At 55.3% G+C, this 17,824-nt stretch carries 16 protein-coding genes; 14 read left to right on the plus strand and 2 right to left on the minus strand.

Annotated features, from left to right (window positions below):
* The first annotated feature begins 430 nt into the window (after positions 1-430).
* From gltP to NIM72_RS13720, 6 genes are all read left to right on the plus strand, one after another.
* Complete coding sequence (gene gltP, locus NIM72_RS13695) at positions 431-1,732, plus strand: glutamate/aspartate:proton symporter GltP (RefSeq protein ID WP_161733566.1); 1,302 nt, start codon at positions 431-433, stop codon at positions 1,730-1,732.
* Positions 1,733-1,951: 219 nt separating this feature from the next.
* On the plus strand, positions 1,952-2,227 hold the full coding sequence (locus tag NIM72_RS13700) for a type II toxin-antitoxin system RelE/ParE family toxin (protein ID WP_010252139.1): 276 nt from the start codon (positions 1,952-1,954) through the stop codon (positions 2,225-2,227).
* Positions 2,228-2,346: 119 nt separating this feature from the next.
* Positions 2,347-2,721, plus strand: coding sequence for a helix-turn-helix domain-containing protein (locus tag NIM72_RS13705; RefSeq protein ID WP_033780420.1), 375 nt, complete (start codon positions 2,347-2,349; stop codon positions 2,719-2,721).
* A gap of 722 nt (positions 2,722-3,443) precedes the next feature.
* Complete coding sequence (murQ, locus tag NIM72_RS13710) at positions 3,444-4,355, plus strand: N-acetylmuramic acid 6-phosphate etherase (protein WP_161733568.1); 912 nt, start codon at positions 3,444-3,446, stop codon at positions 4,353-4,355.
* Positions 4,355-5,809 (plus strand): PTS N-acetylmuramic acid transporter subunit IIBC, encoded by a 1,455-nt coding sequence (gene murP, locus NIM72_RS13715; RefSeq protein WP_253420748.1) that lies wholly within the window; start codon positions 4,355-4,357, stop codon positions 5,807-5,809. The genes murQ and murP overlap by 1 nt, the downstream gene beginning before the upstream one ends.
* Positions 5,810-6,037: 228 nt before the next feature.
* Positions 6,038-7,582, plus strand: a complete 1,545-nt coding sequence (locus NIM72_RS13720; RefSeq protein ID WP_161733572.1) for a PAS domain-containing methyl-accepting chemotaxis protein — start codon at positions 6,038-6,040, stop codon at positions 7,580-7,582.
* 9 nt (positions 7,583-7,591) lie between these two features.
* On the opposite strand, the gene NIM72_RS13725 is transcribed toward NIM72_RS13720, so the two are convergent.
* On the minus strand, positions 7,592-8,557 hold the full coding sequence (locus tag NIM72_RS13725; RefSeq protein WP_253420751.1) for an AraC family transcriptional regulator: 966 nt from the start codon (positions 8,555-8,557) through the stop codon (positions 7,592-7,594).
* Between the two features lie 104 nt (positions 8,558-8,661).
* On the opposite strand from NIM72_RS13725, the gene NIM72_RS13730 reads away from it, so the two are divergent.
* The 5 genes from NIM72_RS13730 to NIM72_RS13750 all read left to right on the plus strand — a co-directional run bounded on the left by NIM72_RS13730 (position 8,662) and on the right by NIM72_RS13750 (position 12,376).
* Positions 8,662-9,849, plus strand: coding sequence for an MFS transporter (locus NIM72_RS13730; RefSeq protein WP_253420753.1), 1,188 nt, complete (start codon positions 8,662-8,664; stop codon positions 9,847-9,849).
* A gap of 212 nt (positions 9,850-10,061) precedes the next feature.
* Positions 10,062-10,271, plus strand: a complete 210-nt coding sequence (locus tag NIM72_RS13735) for a DUF1471 domain-containing protein (RefSeq protein WP_009092571.1) — start codon at positions 10,062-10,064, stop codon at positions 10,269-10,271.
* Positions 10,272-10,468: 197 nt separating this feature from the next.
* Positions 10,469-11,521 carry a YncE family protein gene (locus tag NIM72_RS13740; RefSeq protein ID WP_253420762.1) on the plus strand — a complete coding sequence of 351 codons (1,053 nt, stop codon included), beginning with the start codon at positions 10,469-10,471 and terminating at the stop codon, positions 11,519-11,521.
* A gap of 209 nt (positions 11,522-11,730) precedes the next feature.
* A complete protein-coding gene (locus NIM72_RS13745; protein WP_022625232.1) occupies positions 11,731-12,084 on the plus strand; it encodes a type II toxin-antitoxin system RelE/ParE family toxin in 354 nt (117 codons plus the stop codon).
* The gene (locus tag NIM72_RS13750) at positions 12,077-12,376 is read left to right on the plus strand and encodes a helix-turn-helix domain-containing protein (RefSeq protein WP_253420765.1); all 300 of its coding nucleotides are present in this window, start codon (positions 12,077-12,079) and stop codon (positions 12,374-12,376) included. Before NIM72_RS13745 ends, NIM72_RS13750 begins: the two co-directional genes overlap by 8 nt.
* A 47-nt stretch (positions 12,377-12,423) precedes the next feature.
* Here NIM72_RS13750 and sbmA read toward each other — a convergent pair whose 3' ends face one another.
* Complete coding sequence (gene sbmA / locus NIM72_RS13755; protein ID WP_161733582.1) at positions 12,424-13,665, minus strand: peptide antibiotic transporter SbmA; 1,242 nt, start codon at positions 13,663-13,665, stop codon at positions 12,424-12,426.
* 275 nt (positions 13,666-13,940) lie between these two features.
* On the opposite strand from sbmA, the gene NIM72_RS13760 reads away from it, so the two are divergent.
* Genes NIM72_RS13760 through NIM72_RS13770 form a run of 3 tightly spaced genes read left to right on the plus strand, consistent with a single transcriptional unit; the run spans position 13,941 to position 17,783 of the window.
* A complete protein-coding gene (locus NIM72_RS13760) occupies positions 13,941-14,675 on the plus strand; it encodes a gluconate 2-dehydrogenase subunit 3 family protein (RefSeq protein WP_161733584.1) in 735 nt (244 codons plus the stop codon).
* 2 nt (positions 14,676-14,677) lie between these two features.
* Positions 14,678-16,462: a GMC family oxidoreductase gene (locus tag NIM72_RS13765; RefSeq protein WP_253420768.1), complete on the plus strand. Its 1,785-nt coding sequence runs from the start codon at positions 14,678-14,680 to the stop codon at positions 16,460-16,462.
* Positions 16,463-16,472: 10 nt separating this feature from the next.
* A complete protein-coding gene (locus NIM72_RS13770) occupies positions 16,473-17,783 on the plus strand; it encodes a cytochrome c (RefSeq protein ID WP_253420771.1) in 1,311 nt (436 codons plus the stop codon).
* Positions 17,784-17,824 lie beyond the last annotated feature (41 nt).

Here is a 17,824-nt window from a genome sequence, read left to right on the forward strand (position 1 = left end):
GCGATGGGGAATTAAGAAGGGGTATCACTCGGGATTGGGCTGGATAAAAAGCAAGCAAACGCGCCTGACGCGTTTTTAACCCACTTTGCATAGCTATGCGGAAATTCATCTAAGTATTACTTTTCATAACAGCAGGTTAGGGATTTTTAACGCTGGCAGCACTTTATGCTACTTAGCTGGCTAACTTTTAATCGGATCTGCCAGGGGTTGCATTTACCACAGTGAAAATGGTACTTATCTCGCCCCTGTTCTGCAGGTATCAACTCAGACCGCGTCTGAAAATGGGTATGGGAATCATCAGATTTTCATACGAGGCGCTGTTTCTAAACACCCTCTAATTTACCGGGCTTTTTGCTCACTCCCTGTGTGTATTGTCTTCTGCACCTTCGCAGTAGAGAGAAACGGGTTTTGACTGAGGAAATTACGCGTTATGAAAGGTTTTAAAATCAGCCTGGCCTGGCAGATTCTGACAGCCCTGGTGCTCGGCATCGTTGTGGGTGCTGTGTTGCATAATCAGCCAGACAATCGTGAATGGTTAGTCACCAACATTCTCAGTCCTGCAGGCGATATCTTTATTCATCTTATCAAGATGATTGTGGTACCGATTGTGATTTCATCCCTGATTGTCGGCATCGCTGGCGTGGGTGATGCAAAGAAGCTGGGACGCATCGGCGTCAAAACAATTCTCTACTTTGAAGTGATCACCACCATTGCCATTGTAGTCGGTATTACGCTGGCCAACGTATTTCAACCCGGCACCGGCATTGATATGTCAACGCTGGCAACGGTGGACATCTCTAAATATGAAGCGACAACGGCAGAGGTACAGGGCGGTCCGCATAGCCTGGTGACCACCATTCTGTCGCTGATCCCGCAGAATATTTTCGCCTCTATGGCAAAAGGCGACATGCTGCCGATTATCTTTTTCTCGGTGCTGTTTGGTTTAGGCCTGTCGTCACTGCCGTCAGAACAGCGCGATCCGCTGGTGAACCTGTTCCGTGGTATCTCTGAAGCGATGTTTAAAGTAACGCACATGATCATGCGTTATGCGCCGGTCGGTGTGTTTGCGCTGATCGCGGTGACGATTGCTAACTTCGGTTTTGCCTCGCTGTGGCCACTGGCTAAGCTGGTGCTGCTGGTTTACGCCGCGATTCTGTTCTTCGCCTTTGTGGTGCTGGGCGGGGTAGCGCGCTTCTGTAAGCTGCGCATCACCACGTTGATGCGTATTCTGAAAGATGAGCTGATTCTCTCTTACTCCACGTCCAGCTCGGAAACCGTGTTGCCGCGCATCATGGAGAAGATGGAAGCCTACGGCGCGCCGAAAGCGATCACCAGCTTCGTGGTGCCGACCGGTTATTCATTTAACCTGGATGGTTCAACGCTGTATCAGAGTATCGCGGCGATCTTTATTGCGCAGCTGTACGGCATCGATCTGTCGCTGACCGATGAAATTGTGCTGGTCCTGACGCTGATGGTGACCTCGAAAGGTATCGCTGGCGTGCCAGGCGTTTCGTTTGTGGTGCTGCTGGCTACGCTGGGCAGCGTCGGCATTCCGCTGGAAGGTCTGGCGTTTATCGCCGGTGTTGACCGCATCATGGACATGGCGCGTACCGCGCTGAACGTGGTCGGCAACGCGCTGGCGGTGCTGGTGATTGCCCGCTGGGAAAACCAGTTCGACGCCGAACAGGCGAAAGAGTACGAGCTGCAACTGCGGACGCAGACCGCAAGCTGAACAAGGCATTAACGTAAGAATGGGCTCAACGAAAGTTGGGCCTTTTTTTTTATGAGATTTTTCATGGCAGATATACAGGTTGACTGAAAATTAAAAGGTTATACTTTTATAACTAAAAACCATAATTATGAGACGAGAGTATTGTTGTTATGATTGATTATAGTTATATTTCGTTGCGGTAAGTTGACTGTCTTCTTTGACAACATGGAGTGTTGACGGATGCCAGAAATTAACTGGACGAAAAAGGCATTGAAACAGCTTTATGGGCTGCCTCAGAAAGAGGGTAACGCTATTGAAGATGCTGTAGAGGCGCTGGCTAAATGGCCGGATATTCCCCATCTGAAAGTCGAAAAGCTGACTGATGATAAACAGAAGCGAATGAAGCTGGTAGTAGGTCACTACCGCGTACTCTGGAAGATAGAGAAAGGTCAGCCAGTAGTGATAGATATACTTGAAGTCGTAAGAAGAACATCGACCACGTACAAAAAGCGCTAGCAGTGTGGCAGGAGCAATGTGCGTCATCAATAAGTTCTGTGCAGCCGGGTTTAGCGTTCCGCAGCACAGGCAGACGATCAGACAGTGTTGCCTGCCGTACCAGTAAGGAGTGATTACCCATGAATGCTATACAGTTTCTGACGGACGAGCGCGGGAACCGCACTGGTGCTGTCATCCCTATAGAGCTGTTTAATAAGCTCATGGCTGAACGTCATTTAGATGATGTGTTTGAGTCTGTCCCTTATGAAGTGGGTCCAGACGATGATGAAACGATTCCTCACGATGTAATGAAAATCAGCCGACGGCAATCTGTTCCTTTGCATGTTGCCTGGCGTTTGCATCGTCACCTGTCACAGGAAGAGGTGGCGAATAAACTGGGCATCACGCAGGCTGGCGTGTCGAAGTTAGAGTCGAGAAAGAAACCTCAAAAACAAACGCTTGAGAAGCTGGCTGCTTTATATGGCTGCAGAACGTCACAACTTTATATTGATTAAATGGATGCGCTTTTAACCTGCGATTGGTGGGTTTTAATTGGCTGACGCGGCTCCCTCGCGATGTCGAATGGTGCCCTCAGAACCCATTATGAGGCAGGCAATTGCTCACTGTTTTCTGATACCTGACTAAACAGTGGATGTCGCTGAAGAACAAAACGTGCATCGCTCAGTCGGATACCAGCATTGCCTGCGCAAAGACGGCGTAAAACTATCCCCGGGGTCTTGGCTGCCGGTTCACTCGCCTCGTCCATGCGGCGGACGCTTAACTCCGTCAATGCTGGTATCCGCCTTCTCATCCACCTTGAGTATAGATTGTCACAAGGACAAAAACCATGAAAGGACATCTTACTCCAGCAGGCCTTTTTCAACGTTTATGTCCGACTCAAGCCTCTTTTTAAGCAGCCATAAAAAAGCTTGAGAGAAGAAAAGGTTCACCTGAAGAGTAAAGCGTCCCACGCCAGGGACGGCGTGGGCCGAGCGTCATGGATGACGAATGCGTCTTTACGATCAGGTGAACCTATTCTGACCTGCGCCAGTCTCCCAGCGATTCCACTCACATGAACCGCACCCAGGTCGTAATGCTTATACTCATCACTCACCCAACCTGATCCCCCGCAACATGACTCACCCCACATCCATCGAAAAAAGATCTCACCCAATGAATTAATCATTCGTTATGATAGTTAGTAATTTGAATAATTTATTCCTTTGCGGAGCCCGCCATGAAACTCGACCTCAGCCAGATGATCACCGAAGGCCGCAACCCGGCCAGCCAGAACATTGATGAACTCTCCACCGAAGCGATGCTGCGCGTCATTAATGATGAAGATAAAAAGGTGGCATTGGCGGTTGAGGCCATCGTGCCGCAGATCGCCACCGCCGTTGACGCCATCTGCACGGCATTTAAAGCTGGAGGACGGCTGATCTATTGCGGCGCAGGCACCTCCGGGCGACTCGGCATCCTGGATGCCAGCGAATGCCCACCCACCTTTGGTACACCCCGCGAGCAGGTTATTGGCCTGATTGCCGGCGGTCATACCGCTATATTGCAGGCGGTTGAAAATGCCGAAGATAACCGGGAGCAGGGTGCGCAGGATCTGAAGGATATCCACTTCAGCCGCCACGATGTGCTGGTCGGTATCGCCGCCAGCGGTCGCACACCTTATGTGCTGGGCGCGCTGGCTTACGCTAACGAGCTTGGCGCAACTACCGTGTCGCTCACCTGTAATCCGGGCAGCGCCATGTCGCAGGTTGCCGCGATTGCGCTCACGCCAGTGGTTGGCCCGGAAGTGGTCACTGGCTCCTCACGGATGAAAGCGGGTACGGCGCAAAAACTGGTGCTCAACATGCTCACCACCGGGTCAATGATCCGTAGCGGAAAAGTGTACGGCAACCTGATGGTTGATGTGGAAGCGACCAATCAGAAACTGGTGCAGCGCCAGGTCAACATCGTCATGCAGGCCACGGATTGTGATGATGCAACGGCCAGCGCCGCGCTCACCGCCTGCGGTGGACACTGCAAAACCGCAATCCTGATGGTGCTGGCTGACCTGGCCGCCGATGAGGCGAAAGCGCTGCTCAGTCAGCATCAGGGCTTTATCCGTCAGGCGCTGCAGGCAGCGGGAGCACGCTAATGGCGAAAATCACCGAGGCACTGTTGCGTGACATCCTGCAGGCGGTCGGTGGCGCGCAAAATATCGTGGCCTGTGCTCACTGCATGACGCGGCTTCGGCTGACGCTCAATCAGCCGGAACAGGTCGACCTGACTCAGCTAAAAAGTCTGCCGGGCGTATTAGGCGTTATCGATAGCGAGGCGCAGTTTCAGATTGTCCTGGGGCCGGGCAAAGCGCAAACCGCGGCCGAGGGAATGCAGAGCCTGCTGACAGAGGGCGATACCGCGCCGGAACCGCAGGGCGGAACGGCAGAACTTAGCCAGCTGGCAGCGCAACAGAAGCAGCAGCTCAAAGCGAAGCAGACCAGCGGCGTGCATCAGTTCCTGTCGCGCTTCGCCACCATCTTCACCCCGCTGATTCCGGGCTTCATCGGCGCGGGACTGCTGCTGGGATTTGCCACGCTGATTGAGCAAAGCCTCCACCTTAATGTGTCCGGCGACCACGCGCCCTGGCTGCTGCACACCGTGGCGTACATGAAGGTCTTCGGCAAAGGGCTGTTTACCTTTCTCAGCATCCTGATTGGCTACAACGCGCAAAAAGCCTTTGGCGGCAGCGGCGTCAATGGTGCCATCATCGCTTCGCTGTTTGTGCTTGGCTATGTGCCCACGGCCACCACCGGCTACTACAGCGGCATGGAGAGCTTCTTTGGCCTGACGATCGACCCGCGCGGCAATATTATCGGCGTGCTGATGGCGGCAATTATCGGGGCGGGGATTGAGAAACAGCTGCGCAAAATCATTCCCGGCAACCTCGATATGATCCTGACTTCACTGTTTACGCTGGTGATTACCGGGGCCATCACCTATCTGTTTATCATGCCGCTGGGTGGTGAACTGTTTAAGGGGATGTCGTGGCTGTTTATCCACCTCAATAACAATCCCTTTGGCTGTGCGCTGCTGGCCGGGCTGTTCCTGATCGCGGTGATGTTCGGCATTCATCAGGGCTTTATTCCGGTCTACTTTGCGCTGATGGAAACGCAGGGTTTTAACTCGCTGTTCCCGATTCTGGCGATGGCGGGCGCAGGTCAGGTCGGCGCATCAGCGGCGCTGTGGTGCAAAGCCGGAAAAGGGGCGCTGCTGCGGGCGCAGATCAAAGGTGCCATTGTGCCCGGCCTGCTGGGTGTCGGAGAACCACTGATCTACGGCGTCACGCTGCCGCGCCTCAAGCCCTTTATCACTGCCTGCGGTGGCGGCGCGCTGGGCGGTTTCTTTATCGGGCTGGTAGCGTGGCTGGGTTTGCCGGTTGGAATGAATACGGTATTCGGACCTTCCGGCCTGGTCACGCTGCCGCTGATGACCTCCAGCCAGGGGATTTTCGCCGGTATGGCGGTTTACCTGGCCGGACTGATCGTGGCCTGGGTCGGCGGATTCCTGCTGACCTGGTGGTTCGGCACCCGAAACGTCGACCTCAGCTGACTGGCTGCCGGAATTCTGAAATCCGGCTAACGGATGAATAATCACCTAAAAATGTGAAAGCCGCTGCAAAGCGGCTTTTTTATTGCCAGTAATTTAACTTAATCGCTAAAGAGTAGGCGGACGCATGCCGAAAACATAAAAAAAGGTAATCGTTATCTCTCAGCCCCTCGTTTTCACGCTGACACGCAGACTGTCACGTGCAGGACGTCGGGTCTTCAAGGACTTTTGATGCGTAACAACCAGCCTGTCTCTCAGCGTGAATATCAGTTTGACGATCATGCGACACTGATGTCGACCACCGATCTCAACAGCCACATCACCTATGCCAACGACGCCTTCATCGAAGCGAGTGGATTCTCTGCCGAAGAGATCAACGGCCAGCCGCATAACATGGTGCGTCATCCCGATATGCCACCAGAAGCGTTTGCTGACATGTGGGCGACGCTGAAACAGGGTGAACCCTGGACTGCGCTGGTCAAGAACCGCCGTAAAAATGGCGATCACTACTGGGTGCGGGCTAATGCCATTCCGGTGGTGCGCGACGGTAAAGTGCAGGGCTATATGTCAGTACGCACCAAACCCACGGCAGAGGAAATACGTCAGACCGAAACGCTCTATCAGGATTTTCGTGAAGGCCGGGCCAGAGGGCGACGTTTTTACAAAGGCCTGCTGGTTCGCAGTGGCTGGCGTCGTTCCGCCTCCATTCTGAAAACGCTGCCCCTGCGCTGGCGGATCCGCAGTACGCTGCTGGCGTTACTGCCCCTTTCGGTGGCAGGCGTCTGGGCGCTGGGCATGACGCACACAGCACTGGCTGGCTTTACCGCAGGCATGGCTGGGCTGCTTCTGCTCAGCAGCCTGTGGCTGGAGCAGCAGATTTCACGCCCTATCGAGCGGATGTGCAAACAGGCGCTGAGCGTGGCGACCGGTGCGAGTCACAAAGTTGAGCAGATGGATCGCGTTGATGAGGTCGGTGTCACACTGCGCGCTATCGGTCAGCTCGGATTGATGTTCCGCTGGCTGGTCGATGATGTCAGCGGTCAGGCGATCAACGTGCTGAGTGCCAGCGACGCCATCGCCCGCAGCAACAACGAACTCAGTCGCCGTACCGAGCAGGCAGCGGCCAACGTGCAGCAGACCGCGGCCACCATGAATGAAATGACCGCCACAGTGAAGAGCAATACCGAAACCGCGCACGAGGCGAATAGCCTCTCAGCCAGCACCAGCCACGCTGCCAGCAAAGGCGGCGAGGTGATGACCGAGATGATGGGCATGATGGGCGAAATTGCCGACAGTTCAAAGCGGATTGCCAATATTACCAGCGTTATCGATGGCATTGCTTTCCAGACTAACATACTGGCGCTGAACGCCGCAGTAGAAGCGGCGCGGGCTGGTGAGCAGGGCAAAGGCTTTGCGGTGGTGGCAGGCGAAGTCCGTAGCCTCGCACAGCGCAGCGCCAAAGCCGCCAGCGAAATTAAAATGCTGGTCGAAACCAGCGGCAGCCGGGTCCAGTCGGGCAATGAGCACGCCAGCGCAGCAGGCCGGACGATGCAGGATATCGTGTCACAGGTGCAGAATGTCACCTCACTGATCGCCCAGATCAGCGCCGCCACGGCCGAACAGGCGACCGCGCTCAGCGAAGTCAGTTCAGCGGTGGAAGATCTTGATGACATCACCCATCAGAACGCCGCTCGCGTGACAGAAAGCGCCGAGGCGTCAGGTCGCATGACCCATCAGGCTAACCGGCTGGTGGAAGCGATCAGCGTGTTTCGTTAAGAGAAAAAATTACGAGGCCAGCGCCTGCGTGCCTTCGCGTCCGGTACGCAGCGCCCCTGGCGATTGCCCGACAATCCGCTTAAAGGCACGACTGAATGCCGCAATTGAGCCGTAGCCGAGATGATAGGCCACGGCTTCCACCGCTTCGCCATTGTTTACGATCCGCTGCACCGCCAGCCGCATCCGCAACTCCGTCAGATATCGCAGCGGCGTCATGCCGGTAGCCGTGAGAAAACGTCCGGCGAACACCGAACGCGAACAGCCCGCCACGCTGGCGAGTCGCGCCACCGTCCAGTTTTCGCCCGGCTCCCGATGCATCGCGGCAATCGCCTGGCTCAGACGCGGATCGCGCATCGCCTGCACCAGCCCGCTACTCTGGCCGCAGCCATTCTCTACCCAGCCGCGAACTATCAGCGCGGCAACCACATCCGCCAGGCGCGACAGGATTCCGGCAAATCCCGCCTGGCGGGTGCGCGACTCCCGCTCCATCGCCGCCAGAATCGGCTGAATCTCCGGGTACTGCGACAGCAGGGTACTCACCAGCATCACATCCGGCATGGTAGTGATCAGTGGTTGCATACCGCCAAGTTCAAACGCCATGCAGGCGCTGAACAGCAGCACGCTGTGCTCGTCATCACAGGCATCTTCCGGTGCGGCAATCGCGCAGACGCTGTCGCAAATCGGCTTACTCGCCATGTTCTTAATACACTGGCAGTCCGCCTCCTCAGTGGAGATCAGGCTGTGCGGCTTACCGTGCGGCACCAGCAGCGCATCGCCGCTGTTGAGATGAAACAGTTCGCCGGAGGCGCTGCGCACCAGCAGTGAGCCGCGCCCGACAAAGTGAAACTGCGCCCGCCCCGGCGCATGCTCATAATGCAACCCGAACGGCGCGCTTACCGCGATACGCTGATAGTTCACGCCATACAGACGCATTCCCATCAGCAGCTCACTGGTCAGATCTCCATAGTGGCTCATACGATTCCGGACGAATTATCAAAAATGAAGGTGTAAGCATCATAGATCGTCCTGACGCTCCACTCTATGCTCACACTCACTTTTTTATCTTCCGGAGAAGCAGCATGAGTCTGACAACCGAAGTGGCTGATGAGGTTTCCTCGCCGACCCGTCCCGCCTGGGGCGCGGTATTTGCTATGGCGTTTGGGGTGTTCAGCCTGATTACCGCCGAATTTTTACCCGTGAGTCTGTTGACGCCAATGGCCCACAGCCTGGGCGTTTCAGAAGGGCAGGCGGGACAGACCGTCACCATCACCGCGCTGGTGGCGCTGTTTACCAGTCTGGTCACCGGCAGCGTTACGCGGCGTATCGATCGCCGCATTGTCATGCTGGTGTTTTCGCTATTGCTGATTGCTTCGGCGCTGATGGTGGCGTTTGCGGCTGACCTGACGGTGATCCTGCTGGCGCGGGTGCTGCTGGGAATGGCCATCGGCGGCTTCTGGACGCTCTCAACGGCCATCACCATGCGCCTGGTACCCACTGACCAGGTACCGCGTGCGCTCTCTATTGTCTTCAGCGGCATCTCACTGGCGACGATTATCGCCACGCCACTTGGCAGCTATCTCGGCGGAGTGGTGGGCTGGCGTAACATCTTTATGCTGACCGCCGGACTGGGTGCGGTGGCACTGCTGTGGCAGTTCTTTACCCTGCCCGCCATGCCGGCAGAGAACAAAGCCCGCAATGGCGGCGTGCTGGCGCTCCTGCGTATCGGCGTGATGCGCTGGGGCATGCTGGCGGTGATCATGATGTTTACCGGCCACTTCGCTTTTTTCACCTATCTGCGTCCGTTTCTGGAAGGCGTTGCACAGCTCAACCTTAATCAGCTGTCGCTGGCGCTGCTCGCCTTTGGCGTGGCGAACTTCTTTGGTACCTCGCTGGCGGGTTTTCTGGTCACCCGCAGCGTATCGCTGACGCTGAGCGGGATGGCGCTGTTAATGAGTGTCACGGCGCTGATGCTGGTGAGCTTTGGCGATGTCAGCTGGATGGTAGGCGCAGGTGTGGCAATCTGGGGGATGGCCTTTGGTTCGATGCCAACCGGCTGGTCAACCTGGATTTCACGCGCGGTGCCGGATGACGCGGAATCGGGCGGCGGGTTACTGGTCGCCACCATTCAACTGGCGATTACCGTCGGCGCGGCAGCAGGCGGCTGGATGTTTGACCTGCGCGGAGCAGGCGGCGTGTTCGTTGCCAGTGGTGTGCTGATGCTGCTGGCCGCACTGACCATCTTCACTCGGGTGCGGCATCACGGTTAATCTTCTGAAGGTAGCGCATTATGCTGCCTTTTTTTATAGAGGCGGGTGATTAACCTTTTGAGCGATAACTGTGCGATACGTGCTTTTTATGTTCAATTTTACTGAAAGAGTTAAGCAAAACCCTCCGCTTTTTACTGATCAACTTCCGGACTAATATATCTATCAACAAGGCATCACGCCTTACCTGATAAAAATTAAACGAGGAATTGACCATGAAATCTATCAAAACTTTTGCAGCTGTTATCGCGCTTTCTGTTCTGCCATTCGCCAGCTTCGCCCAATCTGTGACCGCCATCGATTCTACGCTGGATGGTGCGGAAGCGAAAATTGCTGCCCAGGCGCAGGAAGCTGGTGCTTCATATAAAATCACTGAAGCTTACACCAACAACGGCGTTCACATGACCGCTGAACTGCTGAAATAAAACGTTCTACCCTCTTGTGCTGACAGGACGCCTCCGGGCGTCCTGGCTTCGTTTCTCCGCGAATAATCCTGTCCCTTTCCTTCATAAATAATTATCATTCTCAAAAAAAGTAAATCAGCCTGTGTGTCAGGCCTTTCTGGTTGCAATGTTGGGCTTTCTTATCACTGCGTCTGCAGTGAATTAACTCTGGAGAAGTTATGAAAGCGATTACCATTACGCGCCGGACCCTGCGTCCGCTGTTACTGGCTACGGCCCTGTTCTCTGCCTCTGGATGGCTGGCAGCGCAGGCGGCGGATCTTAATCAGTCAGTGGGTAAAGGTGTTTATGAACTGGCGGTCAGCCCGAAAGACAACGCGCTGTTCGTGGCGACAGCGCAGAACAGCAGCGGTAACGGCGGCACGGTTTTCCGTCTCGACCCGGCGACGCTGGGGGTGCAGCAGGCAATCCACACTGAGCTGAAATCGTTTGGTGCGGCGATCAACCCCCAAACCAACGTGCTTTATATCGGTAACACCGTAAACGGTTCGGTGACCGCTATCGACGCCAGTAGCGGCAAGGTACTGAATACGCTGGTGCTGGATAGCCGTCCGCGCAGTGAGGCCGTGCGTCCGCTGCAGCCGCGCCAGGTGGCGGTTGATGCGAAAACTAACCGGGTGTATATCACCGGACTGGGACCGCAGAGCGTGGTCTGGGTGGTGGATGGCAGCACGATGAAACTTGTCAGCACCATCCCGAATACCGGCAAAATGGGCACCGGTCTGGCTGTGGATGCCGACGCGCAAAAGATCTACGTCACTAATGCTGATGGCGAACTGGTAACCATTAATGCACGTACAAATGCGGTTGAGAAGAAGCAGAAGATTGACGGCGATAAAGAGCACTTCTTCCTGAACATTGCGCTGGATACGCATGGTCAACGCGCTTTCCTGACAGATTCAAAGCAGGCACAGGTGCTGGTAGTGGATCTGCGTAATCAGCAGGTGATGCAGCGGATTGATGTGCCTGAATCGCTGGCGGTTCTGTTCAATGCGAAGCGTGATGAGCTTTATGTTACCCATCGTAAAGCCGGTGAAGTCAGCATCATCGACGCCAGCAGCTATAAGGTGAAGCGTACGGTAAAAACCCCGGCGTTGCCTAACAGTCTGGCACTCTCGGCAGACGGCAAGGTGCTTTATGTCAGCGTGAAACAGCCTGGCTCGCGTAAGGCGCCGCCAAAAAATCCTGACAGCGTGATGCGTATTGCGCTGTAAGGCGTGACGTCCCGGACACTGCTGTATTGAAGCTGTTTTACATCCGGTCTTTGTAAACGAGAAAGCCACTCTGACGAGTGGCTTTTTTATTTTCAAAGCCGGTTTGAGGTCTGGAATATCCTTTTGCCCTGGCGGCCCGCGAGACACTTGCCTTTATAGCGAACAGGCTATAGCATCATTTATAGCTTATTCGCTATAAGGATGTTGCGATGTGGGATGTGGATACAACCAAAAGATTTGATGAGTGGTTTAAGGCTCAGAGTGAGGAACTGAAGGAGGATATGCTCGCCGCGATAGTTATCCTGTCTGAGTATGGGCCGCATTTAGCGAGGCCGTTTGCTGATACCGTAGACGGCTCTGATTTTCCGAATATGAAAGAATTAAGAGTACAGCATCAAGGCAAACCGATACGGGCCTTCTTTGCTTTTGATCCTTCTCGCCGTGGCATTGTGTTGTGTGCAGGCGATAAAACCGGGGTTAAGGAAAAGAAATTCTATAAAGACATGATCAAATTGGCAGATGCTGAATTCCGCAAATATTTGAATGGAGGGGATAATGGCTAATTTAAAACAGCTAATGGCAAATCAAAGTCCGGAGAGTCGCGAACGCATTGCCAAAAAAGTCGATGCAATGCGGCAGGTTATCGCGCTACACATGTTGCGCGAAGAACTTAACCTGTCACAGACAGAGATGGCGCAGGCAATGGGTGTGAAACAGCCAACTATCGCCAGAATGGAACAGGCTGATAATGATCCCCGCCTTTCTACGCTGAAGCGTTACGTTACGGCTCTGGGAGGCGAGATAAGTATCGATGTCAAATTGCCGACAGGCAAAAGAATAGCTTTTGATCTGTGATTAAATGAGAGAAGCCACATTAACGTGGCTTCTCTCTTTCCAACCCGTTACACCTCTTCCGATGCCTCGCGCTTCATCTCATCATGGGGTACATCATCCAGAATCTGCTCAAAGCTGCGCAGACGCTTGTAGATCGACATCAGTTCGATCAGCGTCGACCAGGAGGCGATCAGATACTGGAACGAGCCACGCACCTGATCAAACACGTTGGTAATCTGGTTGAGTAAGCCCAGCGTAATAGTGCCTGCCACAATCGACGGGAAAAGCAGGAACAGACCAAACACGTTATCGACCTGCAGATAGAGAATGCGGGTGATGTTGAAGTAGAGATAGTGGAAGTAGAGACGGAAGTAGTTAACCCGCACCCGGCTAAACAGTTCCTGTACGGTCTGCGGTTGTGCACGATCGGCATTGTCTTCGCCGTAGACCAGCTCTTTACGGTAGGCGGCTTCAACCCGCTGATTACGGAACTCCAGCCCTGGCAGCTTAATTCCGACCAGCGCCAGCAAGCCGGTGCCGAATACAGACCAGAGCACTGCGGCAATTACCAGCGCGTAAGGAATATTGCCGAGGAACGGGATATCTTTTACGTGATGTGACAGCGCCACCAGTACCGGCAAAAACGCCACCAGCGTCATAATCGCCTGAATAAAACTGACACCCCAGTTTTCCAGCGTCGTTGCAAACCGCATGGTGTCTTCCTGCACACGCTGTGCGGCACCTTCCACATGACGCAGCCGCTGCCAGTTGTGCATGTAGTAGTTATTCATGGCGGTACGCCAGCGGAAAACCCAGTGGCTGATAAAGAAGGAGTTGAGAACGCCAATCACCACCGCAATTAAGGCAATGCCGAGAAACGCGATAACCTGATGGTAAAACTCGGCAATCTGCACCGATCCCGCTTTGGTCAGCGCTTTCTGTATCAGATCATAGAACGGACCATACCAGGCATTAATAGCCACCCCCACCTGCACGCCAAACCAGGTGACAAAGATAATCAGCGCGGAACCCCACACTGACCAGCGTTGCCACGGATGTGCATCAATCAGCCGCCAGGCCAGGGCAAAAATGGCGACCATTATCCAGTAATAGAGATAAAACCAAATCTGACTCGCGGCGATAAAACGTGCCGCTGTGGTCGGTAAAGGTTCTTTCATTGCCGCTTCAAAAGTCGGCCACATGCCGGGCAGATGCGCGGCAAAGCCGAACCAGGCAAAAATCGCTACTAAGCTCCAGACAGCCGCAGAGCTGAAAAACAGCGCTGGCCGCGGAAAAAAAGACTTAAACATAGGCACTCCGCTGTTGTGTGTTGCCTGTTATAACGTTTTTGACGTGGCGCTGTCTGTAGTCTGTTGTTTCTGCTCATGACAGGACGGTGATAGATGTTAATGAAATTGTGCGGTTTTGTTTCGTGGAACTAAATCTTTGTGAATGGCAGTGTTACAATATGCTGGCTTGTTACCGGTAACAAGCCAGATGCTACCCTGAATTTGCTGATAAAAACCATTACAACGCAACCATTTATTTTTCATACCGCCGGATAGGGCGGGAATGAGGCAATGTCATGTCAGAACAAAAAAAAGGTCATTCACGCAGGGATTTTTTGCTGAAGACGATTACCCTGGCGCCTGCAATGGCGGTAGGTTCCACGGCGATGGGCGCGCTCTCTCTGCCGCTCGCCGCACAGGCGGCTGAAACCCCGGCCGCGCCACAGCAGGCGCGTGATTACCAGCCGAACTGGTTCACCGCCGAAGAGTTCGCCTTTATCACGGCCGCCGTAGCGCGTCTGATCCCCAGTGATGAACGCGGGCCGGGTGCGCTGGAAGCCGGCGTGCCGGAGTTTATCGATCGTCAGATGAACACGCCGTATGCCACAGGCTCGAACTGGTATATGCAGGGGCCGTTTAATCCCGATCTGCCGAAAGAGCTGGGCTATCAGTTGCCGCTGGTGCCACAGCAGATCTACCGTCTCGGGCTGGCCGATGCCGACAACTACAGTAAAAAGCAGCACGGCAAGGTGTTCGCCGAGCTCAGCGGCGAGCAGCAGGATGCCTTACTGCAGGCGATGGAGAGTGGCAGTGCGGAATTCAGCCAGCTGCCAGCAAAAGTTTTCTTCAGCTTCCTGCTGCAGAACACACGCGAAGGCTTCTTCAGCGATCCCATCCACGGCGGGAATCAGGGCATGGTCGGCTGGAAGCTGATTAACTTCCCTGGCGCACGCGCCGACTTTATGGACTGGGTAGAGCGCGGCGAACGGTATCCGTTCCCGTCAGTGTCGATTCGCGGGGAGAGAAGCTAAGCATGGCTAACGAAATGAAAAAAGTGGATGCGGTGATTGTCGGCTTCGGCTGGGCAGGCGCGATTATGGCGAAAGAGCTGACCGAAGCGGGCCTTCACGTGCTGGCGCTGGAGCGCGGACCGCATCGCGATACCTATCCTGATGGCTCCTATCCGCAGTCCATTGATGAGCTGACCTATAACGTTCGCAAAAAACTGTTCCAGGATCTCTCTAAAAGCACCGTAACCATTCGTCATGACGCCTCGCAGACGGCTGTTCCCTATCGCCAGCTGGCGGCGTTTCTGCCAGGCACCGGCACAGGTGGCGCAGGTCTGCACTGGTCCGGCGTTCATTTCCGTGTCGATCCGGTTGAACTGCGGATGCGCAGCCATTACGAAGAGCGCTATGGTAAGAACTTTATCCCGGAGGGCATGACGATTCAGGATTTCGGCGTCAGCTACGATGAGCTTGAGCCGTTCTTCGACAAGGCAGAAAAAGTCTTTGGCACCTCCGGCAGCGCCTGGAGCATTAAGGGGAAGGTGGTCGGCAAAGATAAAGGCGGCAACCCGTTTGCGCCGGATCGCTCCGATAACTTCCCGCTGCCCGCGCAGAAGCGTACTTATTCAGCGCAGCTGTTTGCTCAGGCCGCTGAGTCGGTCGGCTATCATCCTTACGATCTGCCGTCCGCCAACACATCGGGCCCTTATACCAACACCTATGGCGCGCAGATGGGGCCATGCAACTTCTGCGGTTACTGCAGCGGCTACGCCTGCTACATGTATTCCAAAGCGTCGCCTAATGTGAACATCCTGCCCGCGCTGCGTCAGGAGCCGAAGTTCGAGCTGCGCAATAACTCTTATGTGCTGCGGGTTAATCTCAGCGATGACAAAACGCGCGCGACCGGCGTGACCTATGTGGATGGGCAGGGTCGCGAGCAGGTCCAGCCCGCTGACCTGGTGATCCTCTCCGCCTTCCAGTTCCATAATGTGCATCTGATGCTGCTGTCGGGCATCGGTAAACCGTACAATCCGATCACTAACGAAGGCACCGTAGGCCGCAACTTCGCCTATCAGAACCTCTCCACGCTCAAGGCGCTGTTTGATAAAAACACCACCACCAATCCGTTCATCGGTGCGGGTGGCGCGGGCGTCGGCATTGATGATTTCAATGCGGATAACTTCGACCACGGGCCGCTGGGCTTTGTCGGCGGTTCGCCATTCTGGGTCAACCAGGCGGGTACCAAACCGATCTCCGGTCTGCCGGTGCCAGCGGGCACACCTAACTGGGGCAGCCAATGGAAAGCGGCGGTGGCGGATACCTACACCCACCATCTGTCGATGGATGCGCACGGCGCACACCAGTCCTATCGCGCTAACTACCTCGATCTCGATCCTCACTATAAAGATGCCTATGGACAGCCGCTGCTGCGCATGACCTTTGACTGGCAGGAGAACGACATCAAGATGGCGCAGTTTATGGTCGGTAAGATGCGCAACATCGCCGAAGCGATGAACCCGAAGATGATCATCGGCGGCGCGAAAAAGCCGGGCACCCATTTTGACTCTACGGTGTATCAGACCACCCACATCAGTGGCGGGGCGATCATGGGAGACGATCCCAAAACCAGTGCGGTGAACCGTTATCTGCAAAGCTGGGATGTGCCAAATGTGTTTGTACCGGGCGCATCCGCCTTCCCGCAGGGACTGGGTTATAACCCGACCGGCATGGTGGCGGCGCTGACCTACTGGTCAGCCAAAGCGATTCGCGAGCACTACCTGAAAAACCCTGGTCCACTGGTGCAGGCATAAGGAGATGGCGATGAAAAATGGCATTCTGGCTCTGATTCTTGGCTCCCTGTCGTTCGCCGTACTGGCGGATAGCAGCCAGGACGATCTGGTTAAACGCGGTGAGTATCTGGCGCGCGCCGGTGACTGTGTGGCCTGCCACACCAGCAAAGGCGGCGCAGCGTTTGCCGGTGGTCTGCCGATGGCAACACCGATTGGCACCATCTACTCCACCAACATCACGCCCGATGGCGACACCGGTATTGGTGAATACAGCTACGACGACTTTCAGAAAGCGGTGCGTCACGGCGTGGCGAAAAATGGCGATACGCTCTATCCGGCGATGCCATTTCCTTCCTACGCGGTGGTCAGCGATGAGGATATGAAGGCGCTTTATGCCTACTTCATGCATGGCGTTGCGGCGTTTAAGCAGCCAAACCGGGAGAGCGACATTCCCTGGCCGCTGTCGATGCGCTGGCCGCTGGCGATCTGGCGCGGCATTTTTGCGCCCGATGTAAAAGCGTTCCAGCCTGCCGCCCAGGAAGATCCGGTGCTGGCGCGGGGTCGCTATCTGGTTGAAGGACTGGGCCACTGTGGAGCCTGTCACACGCCGCGCAGCATCACCATGCAGGAGAAGGCGCTGACCAACGAGGAGGGCAGCGACTATCTGGCGGGTAGCAGCGCGCCGATTGATGGCTGGACCGCCAGCAACCTGCGCGGTGACAACCGTGACGGGCTGGGACGCTGGAGCGAAGAGGACCTGCGTCAGTTCCTGCGCTATGGCCGCAACGATCACACCGCTGCTTTCGGTGGCATGACTGACGTGGTGGAACACAGTCTGCAGCACCTGAGCGAGGCCGATATCACCGCCATTGCGCGCTATCTGAAGTCGCTGGGTGCAAAAGACCCGCATCAGGCAGCCTTCAGCGTCGATGATGCCACCGCCAAAGCGTTGTGGAAAGGTGATGACAGTGCGACGGGTGCAGCCACCTACGTCGACAGCTGTGCGGCGTGCCATAAAACCGATGGCAGCGGTTATAAACGTTTCTATCCGGCGCTGCGCGGTAATCCGGTGGTGCTGGCGGACGATCCGACCTCACTGATTCATATCGTGCTGGTGGGCGGACAGTTGCCTGGCGTCAATGGCGCGCCGTCGACGATTACCATGCCAGCATTCGGCTGGCGTCTTGACGATCAGCAGGTGGCAGACGTAGTGAACTTCGTGCGCAACAGCTGGGGCAATAAGGCGACAGAGCAGGTCAGCGCGAAACAGGTCGCGGCGCTGCGTAAAGATGAGAAAGACCGGCTGGGCAGTGCGGATATCAACGTACTCGAAGGCAAATAACCGGCAGTAATAGAGGCCGTCATCATCAGGATGACGGCCTT

It is taken from the genome of Pantoea sp. B550, assembly GCF_024158165.1.
GTDB classification, from domain to species: domain Bacteria; phylum Pseudomonadota; class Gammaproteobacteria; order Enterobacterales; family Enterobacteriaceae; genus Pantoea; species Pantoea alfalfae.